20 protein-coding genes are annotated in these 18,584 nt (G+C 69.8%); 9 read left to right on the forward strand and 11 right to left on the reverse strand.

The genetic code is table 11. The features are described 5' to 3' along the window. Positions 1 to 54: 54 nt before the first annotated feature. From AB0J58_RS34290 to AB0J58_RS34310, 5 genes are all read right to left on the reverse strand, one after another. Complete coding sequence (locus AB0J58_RS34290) at positions 55 to 636, reverse strand: TetR/AcrR family transcriptional regulator (protein WP_364223752.1); 582 nt, start codon at positions 634 to 636, stop codon at positions 55 to 57. Beyond that, on the reverse strand, positions 633 to 1,433 hold the full coding sequence (locus AB0J58_RS34295; RefSeq protein WP_364223754.1) for an ABC transporter permease: 801 nt from the start codon (positions 1,431 to 1,433) through the stop codon (positions 633 to 635). Before AB0J58_RS34295 ends, AB0J58_RS34290 begins: the two co-directional genes overlap by 4 nt. Before the next feature lie 34 nt (positions 1,434 to 1,467). After that, positions 1,468 to 2,403, reverse strand: a complete 936-nt coding sequence (locus AB0J58_RS34300; RefSeq protein ID WP_364223756.1) for an ABC transporter ATP-binding protein — start codon at positions 2,401 to 2,403, stop codon at positions 1,468 to 1,470. Positions 2,404 to 2,518: 115 nt separating this feature from the next. Further along, a complete protein-coding gene (locus tag AB0J58_RS34305) occupies positions 2,519 to 3,472 on the reverse strand; it encodes a GNAT family N-acetyltransferase (RefSeq protein WP_364223758.1) in 954 nt (317 codons plus the stop codon). Between the two features lie 60 nt (positions 3,473 to 3,532). Further along, entirely contained in the window at positions 3,533 to 5,107 is a 1,575-nt protein-coding gene (locus tag AB0J58_RS34310; protein WP_364223760.1) for an MDR family MFS transporter, read from the reverse strand. Between the two features lie 112 nt (positions 5,108 to 5,219). Here AB0J58_RS34310 and AB0J58_RS34315 point away from each other — a divergent pair, with 112 nt between their 5' ends. The 4 genes from AB0J58_RS34315 to AB0J58_RS34330 all read left to right on the forward strand — a co-directional run bounded on the left by AB0J58_RS34315 (position 5,220) and on the right by AB0J58_RS34330 (position 7,379). Then, positions 5,220 to 5,771 (forward strand): helix-turn-helix domain-containing protein, encoded by a 552-nt coding sequence (locus AB0J58_RS34315; protein ID WP_364223762.1) that lies wholly within the window; start codon positions 5,220 to 5,222, stop codon positions 5,769 to 5,771. Continuing rightward, positions 5,768 to 6,085, forward strand: a complete 318-nt coding sequence (locus AB0J58_RS34320; RefSeq protein WP_364223764.1) for a DUF4031 domain-containing protein — start codon at positions 5,768 to 5,770, stop codon at positions 6,083 to 6,085. The genes AB0J58_RS34315 and AB0J58_RS34320 overlap by 4 nt, the downstream gene beginning before the upstream one ends. Positions 6,086 to 6,116: 31 nt before the next feature. After that, on the forward strand, positions 6,117 to 6,662 hold the full coding sequence (locus AB0J58_RS34325; protein ID WP_364223766.1) for a type 1 glutamine amidotransferase domain-containing protein: 546 nt from the start codon (positions 6,117 to 6,119) through the stop codon (positions 6,660 to 6,662). Between the two features lie 189 nt (positions 6,663 to 6,851). Continuing rightward, positions 6,852 to 7,379 (forward strand): ATP-binding protein, encoded by a 528-nt coding sequence (locus AB0J58_RS34330; protein ID WP_343967881.1) that lies wholly within the window; start codon positions 6,852 to 6,854, stop codon positions 7,377 to 7,379. On the opposite strand, the gene AB0J58_RS34335 is transcribed toward AB0J58_RS34330, so the two are convergent. The 3 genes from AB0J58_RS34335 to AB0J58_RS34345 are packed head-to-tail and all read right to left on the reverse strand — an operon-like array spanning position 7,266 to position 9,973. Next, positions 7,266 to 8,702, reverse strand: a complete 1,437-nt coding sequence (locus tag AB0J58_RS34335) for a wax ester/triacylglycerol synthase family O-acyltransferase (protein ID WP_364223768.1) — start codon at positions 8,700 to 8,702, stop codon at positions 7,266 to 7,268. The genes AB0J58_RS34330 and AB0J58_RS34335 overlap by 114 nt on opposite strands. A gap of 3 nt (positions 8,703 to 8,705) precedes the next feature. After that, on the reverse strand, positions 8,706 to 8,864 hold the full coding sequence (locus AB0J58_RS34340; protein ID WP_343967876.1) for a hypothetical protein: 159 nt from the start codon (positions 8,862 to 8,864) through the stop codon (positions 8,706 to 8,708). 29 nt (positions 8,865 to 8,893) lie between these two features. Continuing rightward, positions 8,894 to 9,973 (reverse strand): helix-turn-helix domain-containing protein, encoded by a 1,080-nt coding sequence (locus AB0J58_RS34345; protein ID WP_364223770.1) that lies wholly within the window; start codon positions 9,971 to 9,973, stop codon positions 8,894 to 8,896. A gap of 139 nt (positions 9,974 to 10,112) precedes the next feature. On the opposite strand from AB0J58_RS34345, the gene AB0J58_RS34350 reads away from it, so the two are divergent. Next, the gene (locus AB0J58_RS34350) at positions 10,113 to 11,420 is read left to right on the forward strand and encodes a glycine hydroxymethyltransferase (RefSeq protein ID WP_364223772.1); all 1,308 of its coding nucleotides are present in this window, start codon (positions 10,113 to 10,115) and stop codon (positions 11,418 to 11,420) included. A gap of 211 nt (positions 11,421 to 11,631) precedes the next feature. Next, positions 11,632 to 11,850, forward strand: coding sequence for a DUF2277 domain-containing protein (locus AB0J58_RS34355; protein ID WP_364223774.1), 219 nt, complete (start codon positions 11,632 to 11,634; stop codon positions 11,848 to 11,850). A 108-nt stretch (positions 11,851 to 11,958) separates the two neighbouring features. On the opposite strand, the gene AB0J58_RS34360 is transcribed toward AB0J58_RS34355, so the two are convergent. Beyond that, entirely contained in the window at positions 11,959 to 12,129 is a 171-nt protein-coding gene (locus tag AB0J58_RS34360; RefSeq protein WP_169750237.1) for a hypothetical protein, read from the reverse strand. A 186-nt stretch (positions 12,130 to 12,315) separates the two neighbouring features. Beyond that, positions 12,316 to 14,280: a Xaa-Pro dipeptidyl-peptidase gene (locus AB0J58_RS34365; RefSeq protein WP_364223776.1), complete on the reverse strand. Its 1,965-nt coding sequence runs from the start codon at positions 14,278 to 14,280 to the stop codon at positions 12,316 to 12,318. Positions 14,281 to 14,567: 287 nt separating this feature from the next. Here AB0J58_RS34365 and AB0J58_RS34370 point away from each other — a divergent pair, with 287 nt between their 5' ends. Next, entirely contained in the window at positions 14,568 to 15,215 is a 648-nt protein-coding gene (locus AB0J58_RS34370) for a pyridoxamine 5'-phosphate oxidase family protein (RefSeq protein WP_364223778.1), read from the forward strand. A gap of 152 nt (positions 15,216 to 15,367) precedes the next feature. Here AB0J58_RS34370 and AB0J58_RS34375 read toward each other — a convergent pair whose 3' ends face one another. Continuing rightward, positions 15,368 to 16,537, reverse strand: a complete 1,170-nt coding sequence (locus AB0J58_RS34375) for an MBL fold metallo-hydrolase (protein WP_364223780.1) — start codon at positions 16,535 to 16,537, stop codon at positions 15,368 to 15,370. 275 nt (positions 16,538 to 16,812) lie between these two features. On the opposite strand from AB0J58_RS34375, the gene AB0J58_RS34380 reads away from it, so the two are divergent. Both AB0J58_RS34380 and AB0J58_RS34385 read left to right on the forward strand, forming a co-directional pair. Then, positions 16,813 to 17,517 carry an endonuclease V gene (locus tag AB0J58_RS34380; protein ID WP_364223782.1) on the forward strand — a complete coding sequence of 235 codons (705 nt, stop codon included), beginning with the start codon at positions 16,813 to 16,815 and terminating at the stop codon, positions 17,515 to 17,517. Between the two features lies 1 nt (position 17,518). Then, a complete protein-coding gene (locus tag AB0J58_RS34385) occupies positions 17,519 to 18,493 on the forward strand; it encodes an ankyrin repeat domain-containing protein (protein ID WP_364223784.1) in 975 nt (324 codons plus the stop codon). Positions 18,494 to 18,584 lie beyond the last annotated feature (91 nt).

Below are 18,584 nucleotides of genomic sequence, written 5' to 3' on the forward strand. Positions count from 1 at the left end.
GCCCCTTGAGGACCGGAAACGCGAGGGCGATGGGGGTGTGCCCGCGACGGACCGTCAGCGCGTGCGTGTTGTGCCGTCGCGCCGAGGGCGGGCGCCGTTGAGAAAGAGTTCGACGATTTGTGGCGCGTCGTTGCCGGCCCCGAGGCTCGAAGCGCGTGCGAGGTGGAGGAAGGCGTTCGTGAGGAACTGCGGGTCTCCGCTGATTCGGCCCTCCTGCACTGCCTCGGTGAAGAGCGTGACGACGGGAGCGAGGACGGCTTCGACGTAGAGCGCGGAGACTTGATCTTTGGTGGTGGGGCTCACGAGTTCGAGTGCGTCGTAGATGCGCTGTTCGAACGAGATTGTCGTTCCGGCGTGTTCGGCGGTGACGCGTACGAGTGCCGTCAGCTGTTCTTCGAATGTAGCCCCGCAGGCAAGCGCGTTGGCGATCCGGGTGTGTGAGGTGTCGATGAACCGGATCGCCACAGCGGTGTAGAGCTCTTCCTTGCCGCCCGGGAAGTGGTGATAGATCGAAGGTTTCCGGATGCCGACCGTGCGCGCGACGCCGACGAGAGAGATCCCCGGATAGCCGGTGACGGAGAGTTGGTCGCCGAAGGCGTCCATGATCTGCGCGCGGGTGTCGGTCGCGGTGGTCATCGGTTCCTCCGTGCGTGGTTGAGCGCGAGGCCGCAGGCGATGAACCCCATGACGACAAGCGTAATCATGATGACCGAGGTGAGCGGAACAACGGTGAGGTCGCTTTCGCTCTCGAGTTGCCGGGCGGTGTCGATGATGTACGTGAGGGGGTTCACCGTGGCGATCGCCCGCATCCAGCCGGAGAGCTCGTCGACGGGGGCGAACACGCCCGTGAAGAACGACGACCCGAAGAAGACCAGTGTGACGAGGTTGGTGGTCGACGACGAGGCGGTGCGGACCGCGACGGCGACACTCAACAGGGAAACCGCGGCACCGAGGATCAGCATGAGCGCGAGCATCCCGAAAGTCCCGGTCCACTCCGTGGGGCGATATCCAGCGATCATCGCTCCGCCGGTCGTGAGGAGGGCCTGCACCGTGACGGCGACGAGAGTGGCGATGAGCGTGCCGGCGAGGAACGGGGTCACCGTTCCGTGAGCGACGCGGAGCCGGTCGAGGTATCCGCTCGTGATGTCGCCCAAGATCAGCGTCCCGGCGATACCGGCGCCGGTTGCGACGCCGGTGAGCAGGATCAGCGGTAGGAGGAACGCGATGAAGGTCTGGTCGCCGAGATAGCCGGCCCCGACGTTGCTGAGTTGCCCTGAGTAGATCAGGAGGAAGAACAGTGATTGGGCGAGCGGGCTGATCAGCAGCGCGGGCGAACGGAGTACGGCGCGCAAGGAGCGGCGGGTGGCCGCCGCGGTCACTCGAATCGTGCCGGCGCGGTGGGTACTCATGACAGGGATGGCGGTTGCGGTCATGCCGGGTCCTTCCGGGGAGAGTACGTGTCGTTGGTCAGCCCGTGGCGAGGACGGCGAAAACGTCGTCGAGGGATGGGCCGGCCAGCCGCATCTGTTCGACCGACGCCGCGACGGTGCCGATGTCATCGAGCGCCGCACGGAGCACGGCGGGGTCGCGGGGAAGCGCGAGGCGGACCGTGGTCGGTTCGCCGGGTTCCGGCCGGAACCCGGCGAGGGTGGCCTCGATCAGCTTGTCAGTCGATTCGAGGGTGTCCAAGGTCAGTGTCAGGGTGCGGTCGCCGACGAGGCTCTTGAGTGCGTCAGGCGAGTCGTGCGCGATGACCTTGCCGTCTCGGAGAACGACGATGTCGGTCGCCAGCACCTCTGCCTCGTGGAGGTCCTGCGTGGAGATCAGGAGCGTACGCGGCCCGGCATCGGAGCTCAGTCGTTTCAATTCATCCCAGAAGTCCATCCGGGCGAGAGGGTCGAGACCGGTTGTGGGCTCGTCGAGCACGATAAGTGACGGCGAGCCCACCAGTGCGACAGCGAGATCGACCTTTCGGCGTGTCCCGCCCGACAGCTTCGCGATGCGCGTGTTCTGGTGGTCTCCGAGTCTGAACAGTTCCACCAAGTCGCGCGAGCGGCGACGCGCGGTCCGGGTGTCGAGGCCCAGAGCCGACCCCTGAAAGCCGAGCACCTCCAGTGGAGTCGCCAGCGGATCGAGCGCGTTGGACTGGGGTGCCAACCCGATCAGGCGCCGCACGGCCCGGGTATCTGTCACGACATCGTGCCCTTCCACCACGACCGTTCCCGATGTCGGCGAACGCAGCGTCGAGATGATCTCCAGCAACGTGGATTTTCCCGCACCGTTCGGACCTAGAACGACCGTGCGGCCACCGCGCCGGACATGGAGCGAGACACCGTTGAGAACCGTTCGCTCCTCGTAGGACTTCACGAGGTCGGTCACGCCAACCGAGGTGTTCTTGAGCATGACGGTCAACCTACCTACCGGTAGGGCGGATCGCAAACCGGCCTGGATCCCCACTGGCCGGGGCGCCGTCAGCGAGGGCGACCATTTCCCGCTCGACGGCGCCGTACGGCGCGGGTCAGATCGTGCGCCGCCAGACGTCGATGGCCAGCACCTGGCGCATGCCCACCGAGAGGTAGAGGTCGAGGGCGGGTGTGCTGTTGTTGGCGTCGACGTGCAGGTAGGTGCCGACCCGTCCGCGACGGGCGTCGTCGGCGAAAGCCCCGCGCAGCATGAAGCGGCCCAGGCCACGGCCCCTGAAGGCGGGGAGCACCGCCAGCCTGCGCACATAGCCGCAGTTCTCGTCCCCGAGAAAGGCGTTGGTCCCCAGCAGCATCGCCACGGGCTCACCGTCGAGGCGGGCGACCGCCAGTTGCGACCAGTCGGTGTTGACCGAGGAGTTCAGCTCGTCGTGCCACTCGTCGTAGTCCTTCGGGGCGAACCCGAAGTGGTCGGCGAAGCCGGCCTGCTCCACGGCGTGGCCCTGGCGGCGCACCTCCTCGGTGAGCCCGTCGTGCACGGTCACCCCGGCCGGCGGGCCGGGGCGGCCGACCGGCCCGGTGTGGTCGGCGCGGAGCCGGATGAAACTGGTGGCGGCGCTGAAACCACGGGCGGCGGCGACGGCGCGCTTGCCGCTGTCCTCGCGGTAGAGACCGATGTCCACCACGGCCCGGTCGTGGCCCAGTTCGGCGGCGATCTGCCCGGCCCGCTCGGTCACGGTGTCCCAGAGCGGGCCGGTCAGCTCCGGCGCGCCGGGGTGCACGACCACGTCGACGTCGACGTTGTCACTGACGCCCTTGCGGCAGGCCCAGGCCCAGGCCACCAGGCGCCCGCTCTCGTCGTGGACGAGCCAGCCGTCGGACTCGTTGTCGAAGGACGAGTCGTTCAGCTGGTCGGCGACGTCGTCGAGGGTCATGTCGGCCTTGCCGATCACCTGGGTGTCGCAGAGCGAGATCAGCTCGTGGATCTCGGGGGCGTCGGCGGCGGAAGGCCGCCGGGTGAGGTACCCGGCGGCGGGGATGGTCGTCTTCATGCCCCCCATCGTGGCGGGGGCCGGTTGGGAATCGCTGGGTCGGAACTTGGGATCGGTTGATCAGTCGAGCACCGGCACCTGGGCCTCGGCCTCCTGGGCGCTCTCGGGGCCGCCGCGCAACGGGATCTCCTTGATGAAGGCCGCCAGCAGCGGAACCAGGACGGCGAACAGGATCGCCCACCAGAAGACGCCGGAGATGGAGTCGGCCAGCGACTCCAGGAAGCCGATCCGTACTCCCGAGGGCAGCTCGTGCAGGGCCGCCGGGTTGAACTGGGCACCGCCGGAGGCGAGCTGCTCGCCCGCGGCGCCCAGCTTGCTCTCCAGGTTGGAGCTGAGGCGGTTGTTGAAGATCGCACCGAACAGCGAGACGCCGAACGAGCCGCCGATGGAGCGGAAGAAGGTCGAGGCGCTGCTGGCGACGCCGAGGTCCTTCTGCTCGACGCTGTTCTGGGCGATCAGCATGGTGGTCTGCATCAGGAACCCCATGCCGAGGCCGAGCACCGCGATGAACACGCCGGTCTGCCAGGCGGGTGTGTGCACGTCCATCAGGGAGAGCAGCCACATGCCGATCGCCATGATCACGCCACCGAGGACCGGGTAGATCTTGTATTTGCCCGTCCGGGTGATGGCGCGGCCGACGAAGAGCGAGACCACCATAGAGGCGCCCATCATCGGGAGCAGCAGCAGGCCGGAGTTGGTGGCCGTGGCCCCCTGGACCGTCTGCTGGAACAGCGGCAGGAAGTTGATGACACCGAACATGGCGAAGCCGAGCAGGAAACCCACACCCGAGATCAGGCTGAAGTTGCGGTCACGGAAGACGTTGAGCGGCATGATGGGCTCGGCGGCGCGCTGCTCCACCGGGACGAACAGCGCCAGCGTGACGACGGCGAGTGCCGCCAGGCCGAGGATCTGCGGCGAGTTCCACGCGTAGTCGTTGCCGCCCCAGGTGGTGATGAGGACCAGCGCGGTGATGCCGACCGAGAGCAGGGCCGCGCCGAGCCAGTCGATGCGGTGCTCGGTGCGATGCCTGGGCAGCTTCAGCTTGATCGCCAGCAGGGCCAGCGCGATGAACCCGATGGGCAGGTTCACGTAGAAGGCCCAGCGCCAGTCGAGGTGGTCGGTGATGAACCCGCCGACGAGCGGACCGGCGATCATGGCCAGCGACATCACGGCGGCCATGATGCCCTGGTACTGGCCGCGCTCGCGGGGCGGGACGAGGTCACCGATGATCGCCATGGCGTTGACCAGCAGGCCGCCCGCGCCGAGGCCCTGGAACGCCCGGAACGCGATGAGCTGCATCATCCCGTCGGACGGGCCGCCGAGCATCTCCGAGCCCGCCATGCCGCAGAGCACCGAGCCGATCATGAAGATGCCGATGGAGGCGAGGAAGATGTTCTTCCTGCCGTACAGGTCACCGATCTTGCCCCAGATGGGGGTCGAGACGGTGGTGCCGAGCACGTAGGCGGTCACCACCCAGGACAGGTGGGTGAGCCCGCCGAGTTCGCCGACGATGCGGGGCATCGCGGTGCCGACGATCATGTTGTCGAGCATGGCCAAGACCATCGCGAGCATCAGGCCCGGTAGCACTACCATGACCTCGCGGCGCCGCCCCGGTGCGGCCGCGACCTCGTTCACTTTTCCCCCTAAAGAGATCTTGCTTACTTGCCGACCGGCTAGTGTCGGATATGCTGGGAATGTAGGCCGCTTACTTGCCGGCCGTCAAGTTGATTTCTCGGTAAAGGGAACCATGAGGGAACACGTCGACACCCGGACACGCATTCAGGACGTCGCCCTGACTCTTTTCGTCGAGCAGGGCTATGAGGCCACCTCGCTCCGCGAGATAGCCGAGGCCCTCGGCGTGACCAAGGCGGCCCTCTACTACCACTTCAAGACCAAGGACGACATCGTCGCCAGCCTGGCCGAGGACCGGGTACGCGCGGTCGAGAAGCTGATCGCCTGGGCCTCGTCCCAGCCGCGCACCGAGGAGACGCGCCGCGAACTGCTCCGCCGTTACTCCGACGACCTGCACCGGGACCGGCACCACGAGATCATGCGGTTCTTCGAGCGCAACCAGACCTCGCTCAAGAACCATCCGACGATGGAGAAGACCCGGCACCGGATGCTGGACCTGCTCACCTTCCTCGTCGAACCGGACGACCCCACCGCCACCCGGCTGAGGAACTCGATGGCCCTGTTCGCGCTGCACGCCGCGTGGATCGTCCTCGGGGACGAGACGATCTCCGACGAGGAGCGGCGGGCCGCCGCCCTGGAGGTCGCGCTCGACCTCGTCCGGCGGTGAGCGTGCTCATCGACCCGCCCAACTGGCCGGGTCCGCACGGTCTGTTCTGGTCGCACCTGGTCAGCGACAGCTCGACCGAGGAGCTGCACGCCTTCGCGGAGGCACTGGGCGTACCGCCCCGCGCCTTCGACCGCGACCACTACGACGTTCCCGAGACCTTCTACGAGCGGGCCGTCGCGCTGGGCGCGGAGGCCGTCTCCTCGCGCGAGCTCATCACCCGGCTCATCGGTTCCGGCCTCCGCCGCCGCAAGGTTCGTCCTGGAATCAGTGGCTCTCGCATAGATTCCAAAACCCCGGGCATGACGCCCCCCTGAAGACATCACCGCACGTCACAAAGGGGATGACATGCTGAACGCCAAAACGATCGCTTTCCTCGTGGCCCCCGAGGGCATCGAGCAGGTCGAGCTCACCGAGCCGTGGAACGCCGTCAAGCGGGCCGGGGCCACCCCCAGACTCGTCTCCACCGAGCGGGGTCAGGTCCAGGCGTTCAACCACCTCGACAAGGCCGACCGGTTCCCCGTGGACGCGACGGTCGAGGAGGTCTCCGCCGCCGACTTCGACGGGCTGGTGCTGCCGGGCGGCGTCGCCAATCCCGACCTGCTGCGTACCGTGCCCGAGGCGGTCGGCTTCGCGAAGGGCTTCTTCGACGCGGGCAAGCCCGTCGCGGCCATCTGTCACGCGCCCTGGACGCTGATCGAGGCGGACGTGGTGCGCGGGCGCATGGTCACGTCCTGGCCGAGCCTCGCGACCGACCTGCGCAACGCCGGCGCGAACTGGGAGGACCACGAGGTCGTGATCTGCACCTCGGGCCCGAACACGCTGATCACCAGCCGCAAGCCCGACGACCTCAAGGCCTTCTGCCAGGCCGCGATCGACGCGTTCTCCGGCTGAGGCGAGGAGTCACGAGAACAGCCGGTCCCCCGAGGGGGCCGGCTGTTCTCTGCCGCTGTGCCGCGTTTCTTCCATTCACCGAACTTTGCCGCACCTTTCCGATATCCAAAGTCACGATCACCCATCTCAGGTTAGGACGGAGCGTGCCGGGCAAGTTCTCAGGAGAACCGGCTGCGAAAGGAGGACACCGTGGAGGCCACGATCGCGTTGCGGCTGCCGCGTGACGCCGCCAGCGTTCCCGTGATCAGGCAACTTCTCGACGCCTCGCTCCGCGCCCTTGGCGTGGTGTCCCAGATCCGCGAGGACATCCAGCTCATGCTCTCGGAGGCGTGTTCCAACGTCATCCAGCATGCCACACCCAGCGACGACTACATGGTCAGCACCGAGCTCTCCAGGGACCGTTGCGTGATCAAGGTGGTGGACGCGGGCGACGGCTTCGACTTCTCGGGCCCCGCCTCCCCGCCCCCCACCTCCGAACACGGCCGGGGCCTGCTGATCATGCGCGCCCTGGCCGACGACATCCGTTTCGTCAGCAGGAAGGAAAAGGGCTCGATCGTCTGCCTGGAGAAGACCCTGCGCTTCGTCAAGGGCGCGCCCGGCCTGTCACTGCTGCTCAGCGAGGAGCTTCAGCTCCAGCAGGGCGTCCCTGAGATAGTCCGTGACGGCCCAGACGTCGGGAACCATCTCCCGGCAGGCGATCACGCCGACGTCAAGTGAGCCGTCGTAGGAGAAGACCGTGATGTTGAGGCCGCCACTGGCGTCGGTCACCACCGAGACCGGGTAGTACGACAGCAGCCGGGCACCGCTCACGTAGAGGGGGAGTTGCGGGCCGGGCACGTTGGAGATCATCACGTTGATCGGACCCGCGCTGTCAGCGAAGAGGTCGAAGGCCGCCCGGGAGGCCAGGCCGGTCAGCGCGGAGGGCATGATGTCGCTGAGCTCCTGAATCCAGCTGGCCGGGGCCAGCGACGAGCGATCCTTGATCAGCCGCATCGCGTCACGTACCGCCAGCAGCCGTTCCATCGGGTCGGCCACCTGCGTCGCCAGCGTCGTGATCATGATGGTGACCTGGTTGCCCGCGCGCCGGTCACCGGGGACACGGAGCGAGAACGGCACCCCCGCGACGAGAGGCTGCTCGGGCAGCGCGTCGTGCTTGATCAGCCACTGGCGCAACGCCCCGGCGCACAGGGCCATCACCACGTCGTTCACCGTGACGCCGAGGGCGTTCTTGACCAGCTTGACGTCCTCCAGCGGCAGGGCCGCGTAGGCGAACCTGCGGTGCGCGCTGATCCTGCCGCTGAAGGGGGTACGGGGGACCGTCATCCGCGGCATGTCGGGCACCTCCGCGGTACCCGACAGGCGGTTGGCCAGTTGCCGGGTGAGCCGCGAGACCAGCCCGGCCCCGGGTACCTGGGAGATCAGGGGGATCTCGTCCAGGTGCGGGACGGCGTTGATCAGGAACCGTACCGTGTTGGCCGGGTTGACCACCGCCTTGACGATTCCCCTGGCGACCATCTCGCGCGTGTCGATCCGCTCCTCGGGCTCGGCCGCGGGCGCCATCTCGACCTCGGCGGGCTCGGGGGAGGTGTCCAGCAGGCTGGCCAGCACGTCGGCGCCGGTGACGCCGTCGACCGCGGCGTGGTGGACCTTCGTGTAGAGGGCCGTACGGTCTCCGGCCAGACCGTGGATCAGATACATCTCCCAGAGCGGCCGCCGCCGGTCGAGGCAGCGGGCGTGCAGCCTGGCCACCTGCTCACCCAGCTGCTCGTCGCTGCCCGGGCCGGGCAGCGCGATCTCGCGCACGTGGTAGTCGAGGTCGATCCTGGAATCCTCGGTCCAGTACGGATGGTCCAGGCCGAACGGGACGGAGACGAGTCGCATGCGGAAGGGCGCGGCCAGGTGGAGCCGCCGGGCCAGCAGCGACACCAGGTCGCTCCGCGACAGCCTGCCCGACAGGATGGCGAGCCCCCCGACGTTCGCGACGTTCGTCGAGGTCTCGAAATTCAGGAACTGCGTGTCCACCGCGCTGAGCTGTCGCATCGTCTACCTCCGGGAAGTCGTTCTTCCATCCTGCTCCCGTGGTGTCACCAGAGCCAACGTCGCGAGTGCGACGAGGACGAAGACCGACACGATGACCAACGACAGCGGGATGAGCATGAGCACGATGACGACGGTCATGATCTCGCTGATCAACTGCGACATCGCAGAGCTGTGCCCGGATTGCCCGGCCGTTACACCGCATTCCAGCGACCGAGCTTCAGCGCGAGATGAAGTTCTAACCTGTGGGTTCCGTTCTTGAGGTTGCGGTCGGCCAGCTGCTCGATTCTGGTGAGGCGGTAATAGAGGCTGGTGCGGTGCAGGTGGAGCAGCCGGGCGGTCTCCTGGGCGTCTCCCCCGCTGTCCAGGTAGGTCTCCAGGGTGACCAGGAGCGCCGGATGCTCCCGCAGCGCGTCAAGCGGACCGCCGAACGTGCCGGGAGTACCGGGAGTACCGGCGACCGGCTCGGCGAGCAGCCGGTAGACGCCCAGATCCGGCCAGTGGGCGACCGGCCGCAGCGCCGGTTCCGCCGCCGCCGCCCTGGCCGCGGTGAGCGCCTCCTCATGCGCCCGTACGGCCGACTCGAGCCCCGGGTGCGGTGCGCTGACCCCGGCGCCCGTGCGGGTCCGCGCGGCCAGCCGCTCCCCCAGCGCCGTCACGTCCTCACCACGGTTGAGCAGCAGCACGGCGTGCCGGTCCAGGATCGTGAAGGCCGGTGGCCGGCGCGTCCTGGCCAGCTCCGCGCCGACCGCCTCACGCAGGAAGGCCGGGTCGCCCCGCAGCGCCAGGACGCGCAGCGGCCCCTCCCCGAGCACTCCGGCCGCACGCCGCACACCGATCTCACCGGTGAGCAGGAGGCTCAGGGTGTGGGAGCTGCCGCCGTCGTCGAGCAGGGCCGCGATCGCGGCGGCGTCGCGCACGGCCCTGCCCTGCTCCTGCGGGTTCAACGGCCCCGGGCCCTCGATGATCCACAGGTAGCCGACCCGGCGGCCCTGGTGGAGCAGGGGAACGCAGAGCCGGGCCGCCATGCCCAGCGAGGGATTCTCCGGAACCCTGACCGGCTCCCGGGTCGAGGCCACACCGTGCTTCTCCTGCCAGGCCCCCACCGCCGCAGGAACCGACCGTGACAGAATGGCGTGGGCCCTGACCTGGTCGACCTCCCCGTGATGGGCGCTGTGCGCGACGACCCGACCCTCCAGGTCGTCGACGGACATGCCCCTGCCCACGCTCGCGGCCAGCGCCTCCAACAGGTCCTGAACATCATCCGCGATCACGTTCCAATCCTACAGATGTAGGAAGGATCTCCGCTGGCGGAACGATGACTCCCCCCGGCACTGGCCGTAGCGTCACAGTATTCGTTCCGGAGGGGTCCACCTCGTGAGAGCCGCCTGACAGCCCCGTGAAAGGAGCTTCGTGCAGGAGCGCAGCCGCGTCGCCCCGTGGGCACCGCCCCAGGCGCAGCCGCGCCTGGCCGAGCTCGAGGCCGAGGTGTCGGGGCTGAGCCTGGACGCGGTGACCAGGCTGGTCGACGCGGTGCTGGCCGAGCACCGCGGCCGCCTCGACGAGGACGGCGTGGTCCTGTACGCCGGCACCAACACGATGAGCGAGCGTGCCAGGGCCGCCCATGAGATCTCCCTGGGCTGCCGGCCTTCGATGGGCTGGCCGGGCGACAAACGCCAGACCGGCCTGGAGGAGCTGGACGTGCTGGAGGTGCTGGTCCCACTCCAGATCGCGGCGCTGATGGGCGGTGAGTTCGCCGAGGTGCGGCTGCAGAGCGCCACACTGGCCAACCTCGCCTGCTACAGCGCGTTCGCCGGCCCCGGCGACACGATCGCGGTGCTGCCCCAGGCCGCCGGCGGCCACACCAGCCACCACGCCCAGGGCGCCGCCGGGATCCGCGGCCTGCGGGTCGCCGACCTGCCCTACGACGCCGGACGGCTCGATGTCGACCACGCGGCCCTCCCGGCGTTCCTGCGCGAGCGGCGGCCCGCGCTGGTGGTGCTCGGAGCGAGCCTGATGCTGTTCCCCCACGACGTGGCGCGGGTGCGGGCGGCCTGCGACGAGGTGGGCGCCCTGCTGCTCTATGACGCCTCGCACGTGGCGGGACTGATCGCGGGCGGCCGGTTCCAGCGGCCACTGGACGAGGGCGCGCACTTGATGACCATGTCCACCTACAAGTCCTTCGGCGGGCCACCCGGCGGGGCCGTCGTGACCCGCGACGCGGATCTCGCCCGACAGGTGGCGGCGGCGGCCTATCCCGGCCTGACCGCCAACTACGACGCCTCCCGCCTGGCCCCGCTGGCCGTCGTCGCCGCGGAGCACGCCGCGGGAGGTTCCGGGTACGCCGACCGCTGCATCGCCAACGCCGGGGCGCTGGCCGCTGCGCTGGACCGCGAGGGCTTCACCGTGGTCGCCGCCCATCGGGGCTGGACCGTCTCGCATCATGTGGCGGTGGACGCGGGCGCGTTCGGCGGCGGGGACGAGGCCGCCCGGCTGCTGGCCGAGGGGGGCGTCTACCTCAGCGGCGTCGGCCTGCCCGGCCGGCCGGCCGGGGAGCCCAGGCGGGGCCTGCGGATCGGCACCCAGGAGGTGACCCGCCGCGGCTTCGGCCCGGACACCATGGGCGAGGTCGCGGCCCTGATGCGCCGCCTGCTCATCGACGGCCAGACCCCCGCGAAGGTTCGTCAGGACGCACTGGCCCTGCGCCGCGCCATCCCATGATCCCGGACCGGCCCGCTCGACCCCCGGGGGTGCGCCCCCTGGCGGGCCGGTCCGTCAAATCCCCCTGACCACCCCACCCACGCGTATCCCTGCCGGCGGAACCTGGCTCGCGGGCGTCCCGGTTCGACCGGCACGGGTCGCGGAGCCGCCCGGCGGCGATGATCTACTCGGCCGGGGCCGGGAGAGCCACGGGACGGAGTACCGTCCTGTCATGTGCCGCAGCATCAAGACTCTTCGTGAGCCCTACGCCAGCGACGTGACCGACGACGACGTAAGAGCCGCCGCGCTCCAGTACGTCCGCAAGGTGTCGGGTTTCCGCTCCCCCTCGGCGCGCAACGCCGAGGCCTTCGAGAGGGCCGTGGACGCGGTGACCGCCGCGACCCGGACCCTGCTCAACGAGCTCCAGCTGAAGCAGGTGTCCCGGGACTGACCGGGAACCTCTGCCCGTCCGCCGCCGACACGGGGGTGCCGGCGGCGGAACCTCGGCATCGGGCCACCCGTACTCCGCCGACGGCGGCCGGGCTCACCGGGCATCGGGTCAGTCGCGTACGTTCGAGGAGCGGAAGAGCCTGCTCGCGAACATGACCACCACGCCCACCAGACCGATGATCAGAGCCCACTTGAGGAGCGTGAACAGGAAGCCCAGAACCGAGCCCAGCAAGATGAAGGCGATCACCACGGCCGCCACGATCAGAAGAATTCGTCCCATGTCCTCAACGCTAGGCCCTGGCCGGGCCCGGCGGCAGACCCGCGGGCCGATGTCAGGGACAGGCCAGGGTCATCCCCCAGAAGGACCCCGGCCCCGTCCCCCACTCGGGGTACTCGACGGCTTCCCCGATCGGGGAAGCGGGCACGCCGGGAACGCGCCCGCTCCCCCGGATCGAGGGTCGTGATCCTAGAGGGCGGAGCGGCCGCCGACGAGAGGGAGGGTGACCGAGCTGGCGCGGGGGTCGACCGAGACGGCGGTGCCCGGGGGCAGGCGCAGTGTGAAGTCGCGGTCCGTGGAGATGAGCACGACGCCGATCCGGTGACCGGCCTTGACGACGTAGTCGCCGGGCTGGAGGTCGAAGCGGAAGTCGTAGAAGCGGTCCTCGCGCAGCAGTTCGGTCCTGGCCGCGGAGTCGCGGTTGCGGACGTCCAGCCAGCCCCTTGTGATGATCTTGTAGGGGGCGGTCACCGTGACGTGCTCGGCCAGCCGGGCGCATCCGGTGTCGCCGGGCACGCCCTGTCCGTAGCAGACCTGGGTGGCACCGTAGGCGACGTCACCGTAGGCGCGGGCGTCGGTGCCGTAGTCGACGAGCAGCGCCGTCAGGTACGGCGAGCGCCCGCCCTTGAACGCGGCCCGCACCGAGACCTCCGGGGTGCCGGACAGACGCGCGTCGCGGGCCAGCGGGCTCGACAGGTAGGCCAGGCGGTTGGGATCGGTGCTCTCGGTGTTCTCGACGAGCTGGTCGGCACCTCGGGCGCTCTGGTCGACGAAGGACTCGACGACGGCGCGGCCTCGGGGGCGGTCGGCGCCCAGGGTGCCGTTGCGGCCGTCCTGCCCGGCGGCCAGCTGGAGCCGTACGTCGCGGGTGCCCGGCAGCGGCCACGAGGCGTGCTGCGCCCACTGCCCCGGACCCGACTCCACGTCCGCCTGCGGCTCGTCCATGATGCCGTTGCGCAGGCCGTACAGGTGGAAGTCGAACCAGCGGTGGAGCTGGCGCAGCCACTCGGCGTTGCGCCCGGCGAAGGAGAACGGGTTGAAGTGCGCGCCCTGGTGGAGCCAGATCTTGCGGGGCACGTTCCGCTTCGCGAGGGCGTCCCACCACTGGACGGCCTGCTTGGTCTTGACGTTCCAGTCGTTGAGGCCGTGCACCAGGAAGACCGCCGCGCGGACCTTGCGCACGTCGTTGAGGTAGTTGCGCCGGTCCCAGAAGCCGGAGTAGTCGCCGGTGACCCGGTCCTGGTCCTTCTCTATCCGGTCCATCAGCGCGCCGCAGGCCTGCTGGGCGTTCTGACGGGTCAGCACGTAGCGGGCGAGCACGTCGGCGTCCTCACCCTGGTAGCCGCCGGGGGCCAGCACGCCGCCGTTGGCCCGGTAGTAGTCGTACCAGGAGGAAATGGCCGCGATCGGCACGATCGCCTTGAGGCCCTTGACCCCGGTCGCGGCGACGGCGTTGGGCAGTGTGCCGTTGTAGGAGACTCCGATCATGCCGACGTTCCCGGTGGACCAGCCGGCCTTGACCTCGTTGCCGGCCGCGTCGAATCCGCGGGCGCGGCCGTTGAGCCAGTCGATCGCGGCCTTGGGGCCCGCGGTCTCGTTGTCCAGGCCGGTGGTGGGACAGCCGGTCGCCCGGCCCGAGCCGAGGTTCTCCACCAGCGCGATCGCGTAGCCGCGCGGCACGAAGTAGTTGTCGTAGTAGCCGCGGAAGGGCGGAGCGACCGCGCGGGCCACGTCGGAGCCGTCGCCGAACATCTCGTCGTGCAGGTCGTTGAACTTGTTGCGCCGGTACTCCATGCCCGCGGGGTCGGAGCCGTCGAGGTCGACGACGTGGTTGGGCACGTCGTTGCCGCCCGCGTAGTAGGGGCTGGCCTCCATGATGACCGGGACCTTCGTCCCGGAGTCGGTCTCCTTGGGGCGCATGATGTCGACGGCGACCCGGTCGGGGAGCCCGTCGGCGTCGCTGTCGACCCCGGCGACCTCGACGAACACGGTCTCGGTCAGCGCGTCGGCGCGCGAGTAGACCGGCTGGGTCTCGCCGTTCTCTATCAGGGGGGCCGCGGATCGGGCGGCCGGCACGGGTGACGCGGCGGCCGGCGGCACACCGGCCGGCAGGATGACCGCCAGCGCGACGATGATCGTCTTCCATCTGTTCATCGGAGAAGAACTCCCAGAGGGTCGCATAAAACCTGACAACTCCGGTCAATCTCCTGCGAAGCAATCTTGACCTGCAAGATCAAAGATATAACGAATGGGCGACTATCTCGCGTTAAGCGAGAGTTCCGGGGTGTAGCCCCGTTCCGCCGCTCACGGGACACCTGTGCCCGTCGGACGGCGGGCGCGAAGCCCCGTTCCGCTCCTCCCGCCGCTCACCGGCCCCCATGCGCCCACCGGGCGGGAAGGGTGCCGTTGAGGCGGGATTCAAGGAAGGCTAGCCTTACTTCATGCCTTCCCTCGATACCGGTGAAACCGGCTCGATCGTCACGGTCAACTCGGAAGAAGAACTCCGCCGGATCGTCGGCGAGGTCGGCGAGGTCGTCCTGCGCAAGGACATCGGCCGTCTCGACGGGCACGCCCGGGACTTCATCGCCACCTCGCCCTTCCTGCTGCTGGCCACCTCGGGATCCGACGGCACCTGCGACGTCTCCCCACGCGGCGAGGAACCCGGCGGCGTGCTGGTCCTCGACGACCACACGCTGGTGATCCCCGAGCGGCCCGGCAACCGCCGGCTCGACAGCCTGCGCAACATCGTCGCCAACCCGCAGGTCGGCCTGCTGTTCGTGGTGCCGGGCACCGAGGAGACCCTGCGCGTCAACGGGCGGGCTCGGGTGGTCAGCCAGGCCCCGTACCTGGAACGCCTGCGCGTGAGGGGGAAGGTTCCCACGCTGGCGGTCAGCGTCGAGGTGCGGGAGTGCTTCTTCCACTGCGCCAAGGCCTTCCGGCGGTCGGCGCTCTGGCAGCCGGAGCGGTGGCCGGACCGCGGGGCGCGGCCCACGCTCGGCCGGATCTTCAAGGAGCAGCTGGACCTGGAATGGTCGGCCAAGCTCATCGACGACGACCTGAGCATCGACGCCCGCGAGAACCTGTACTGACGGCGCGCACCGAGCGCCGGTTCCGCTCGGAGGGCACTCCACGCGCGGTGGACGAGGGTCCGGGAAAACCCTTACCGGCGTCGTTCGCGCCCGTCTGTCGATGAGAGCCGCGAGGGCCTGCAATCCCGCCGGGGTCGTCACGCGCGCGTCGCTCAGAGTCTCGGGGAGGGCGGGAGCGGCGGCTGCCGCGGCCGGCGGCCCGTCTCGCCGCCGCGCAGCAGTTCCCACCAGCTCTCCAGAAGCGGGGCGTCGGCGGTGTCGACGCGCTCGCCCGGGCGGGGGACGGCGAGGCGGACGTCCCGGGCCTTGGCCTCGCGCCAGAGGCGGTCGACCGGTTCGGCCCAGGGGTGCGTGGCCAGGGTGAAGGTCGCCCAGTGGACCGGGAGGAGCAGCCTGCCGCCCAGGTCGAGGTGGGCGTTTACCGCCTCCTCCGGGTTCATGTGGATGTCGGGCCAGGCGACGTTGTAGGCGCCGATCGGCATGAGCGTGAGGTCGAACGGGCCGTGCGCGGCGCCGATCCCGGCGTAGCCGTCGAAGTATCCGGAGTCGCCGGCGTAGAAGACCTTCCTCTCCCGGCCGGCGATGACCCAGGAGCCCCACAGGGTGACGTTGCGGTTGAGGGTGCGACCGGAGAAGTGACGGGCGGCGGTCGCGACGAACCGCAGGCCCGCGACGCTCGCCTCCTCGTCCCAGTCGAGTTCGACGATCCGCGAGGCGGGCACGCCCCAGCGCTCCAGATGGGCGCCGATTCCCAGCGGCACCAGGAACGGCGCGGTCTGCAGCGCGAGCAGGCCGCGTACCGTCGCGCGGTCGAGGTGGTCGTAGTGATCGTGCGAGATCACGATCGCGTCGAGCGGCGGAAGACCTGCCAGCGGCCCCGGCATCGGGTGCAGGCGCCGCGGGCCGACCAGCTGGGAGGGCGAGGCGCGCCTGCTCCACACCGGGTCGACGAGCACGCGGCGACCCTCGATCTCCAGCAGCGCGGTGGCGTGACCGTACCAGATGACACTCAGCCCGGTCGGGGACGGCCCGCCCGCCGGCGCGGTCACCACCGGGACCGGCGTGGCCGGGCGGCGCTCCTCGCGGTTGTGCAGCATGTTCCAGGCGATCTCCCGCGCGCTCTGCGGCGAGGGTACGAAGACGCCGGGCGTGGAGTTGCGAAAGAGGCCGTCGTGGAACTGCGGCGAGCGGCGCATCCGCTCCAGCCGCTCCCCCCTGGCCCTGCCCCCGAGTTCCGCGGGGATGTCCTTCAACGCCCACCCGGCGGCGGCCAGTGCCAGCCCGCCCACGAGGAGACGCCCGATCGATCTGCTGCCCGCCATGCGGCCCACGCTCCTGAAGTCGCCAGTGCCTGCAGAACGATCTCGGCTTCGCGGCTGTTCCCGGCATGCCTCGGGCAGCACCCGCCCGGCGTCGCGAGAACCGACCTCGGCTCCGCCGCGCCCGGCGTCGCGATGAACAGAGGCCGGAGGGCCCGGCTTCGCCGCCCCTCCCGTCCCACCACGGGCAGACCCGCGCGGCGGCTTCACCGGTCACCAAAGAAGACGAACAGCCCCAAAATATAACGTCATAATGTAAAAGTAGCGATCATGGAGTTATGAAGGTACAAATGCCGCGCACTGTCATGGAGGCCGAAGCCATCCAGGACGAGCTCAGAACGCTGCTCGACCTGACCGGTCCCGGCCCCCGCAGTCCGGCCAGGGTCGCCGGGGTGGACGTCGCCTACGACAGGGACCGGCTGGCGGCGGCGGTGACCGTGCTGGACGGGACGACGCTGGAGATCGTGGAAAAGGTCGCCGTCAGCGGGAGGGTGGCCTTCGACTACGTCCCCGGGCTGCTCGCCTTCCGGGAGGTTCCCGCCCTGCTGGACGCCCTTGAGCGGCTCTCCGCAACCCCCGACCTGATCGTCTGCGACGGATACGGCCTGGCGCACCCGCGCCGCTTCGGCCTGGCCTGCCATCTCGGCGTGCTCACGGGACTGCCCACGATCGGAGTCGGCAAGACCGCCTTCGTCGGCACCTATCCCACGCCCGCGCCCGAGCGGGGCTCGTGGACCGACCTGACGCTGGACGGCGACGTCGTCGGCCGCGTGCTGCGCACCCGGCACGGCGTCAAGCCCGTCTTCGTCTCCGTGGGACACCGTGTCGACCTCGCCACGGCCTGCCACAACGTGCTGAACCTGACACCCCGCTACCGCCTTCCCGAGACGACCCGCGCCGCCGACCGGCTCTCCCGCGAGGCGCTGATCGAAAACTGTCGTCCGGACCTGGTTGGATCCGCTCAGTACGACGAAATGGGATGAAGTGAGCGACAACGAGTGGGCCGAGGATGTCGACGCGTGGCGCGACACCAACCTGGCACGGATCCGCCGGCGGCTGGCGAGCGGGTTCGATCCCGGGCAGTGGCTACCGTGGCTGCGCACGACGCCCCTGCACCGGGCCGCCCAGGAGGGGGCCGTCCAGGTGATGGAGCTGCTGCTGGCCTCGGGCGCGGAGGTCGACCCCGTCGACGCCGACGGTGCCACCCCGCTCTGGGAGGCCGTGCGCCACGGCTGGGACGACGCCGTGCGGGTCCTGCTCGCCGCGGGCGCGGACCCCTGGCGGCCGTGCATCGCGGGCCGCTCCCCCGGTTCCCAGGCGCTCTTCACCGAGCTGGCCGACCTGTTCGACCAACTGCCCGGAGCCCCCACCGTCAGCCCCAGGCTCCGCGAGCTCCAGGACACCGTCGACGCGATGATGTTCTCGTACGAGGACTACAACGAGGGGCTGTGCGTCGCCTTCGTCGGCGAGGTGACCGAGGACGAGGTCATCCGCCGCCTGGGCGCCGTACCGGAGTCGTGCCCGCCGCTTTCGACCGGCGAGCTGTGGAGCGCCGAGCACGCCTCCCCCATGGAGGTCCTGCGGGTGGCCAGCCCGCCGGGAGGCGGGGTGGTGCTCTTCCAGTCCGACGGCATCCTGCCGGTGCGCGACGGGGTCGGCCGTGCCGTCACCTCGGGTGGCGGGGTGCTGGCCGGGGCCTTCCCGTTCGCCAGCGCGTCCGTCGACATCTGGCGGGACGGCCTCCCCGCCGGACGGCCCTCGGTGCACGAGCAGCTCTCCGACAGCAGCATGGTCGAACTGTGGATGTGCCGTTTCGGCGACTGCGGCGCCCACCCCTCCACCGCGACCGAGCGCACCCTGGGCCTGATGACGCTGCTGACCTCCACCTACATCACCGAGGAGTGGCTGTGGAGCGCTCCGATGAGACTGGTCCCCGTCACACTGCGGCGAAATGGTTGAACTCCTCCCCGGCCTGAGGGCCGGAGACTCTCCCGTCGCGTCGCGGTCAGGCGGCGCGCGGGGGTTGACGCTTCACAGACCGGGCATTCCC

Source organism: Streptosporangium sp. NPDC049644 (genome assembly GCF_040675205.1).
Lineage (GTDB): Bacteria > Actinomycetota > Actinomycetes > Streptosporangiales > Streptosporangiaceae > Streptosporangium > Streptosporangium fukuiense.